The 226-nt window shown below is 46.9% G+C and carries 1 protein-coding gene; it reads left to right on the top strand.

What is annotated here, in order from left to right; translation table 11 throughout:
* A partial coding sequence (locus SK086_RS13635) for a hypothetical protein (protein WP_324692354.1) occupies positions 1–226 on the top strand: 226 nt, incomplete at both ends.

Below are 226 nucleotides of genomic sequence, written 5' to 3' on the forward strand. Positions count from 1 at the left end.
TTCGTAGTGACCAGAACTTGGACTTTCGTTGATGCTTGTGGCAATACTTCTTCAGTATCGCAAACTATCAACGTAAATGATAACGTAGCTCCTGTAGCTCCTGAAGCTCCTGCTACGGTAACTGTGGCTTGTGCCGGTGACGTACCTGCAATGGTATCGTTAACTGCTCAAGACAACTGTAACGGTGCTATCACTGTAGAAGGTGTTGACGCAATCGCTCAAGGTG

The sequence above is a fragment of the Flavobacterium cheonhonense genome (genome assembly GCF_035671315.1).
Classification (GTDB): domain Bacteria; phylum Bacteroidota; class Bacteroidia; order Flavobacteriales; family Flavobacteriaceae; genus Flavobacterium; species Flavobacterium cheonhonense.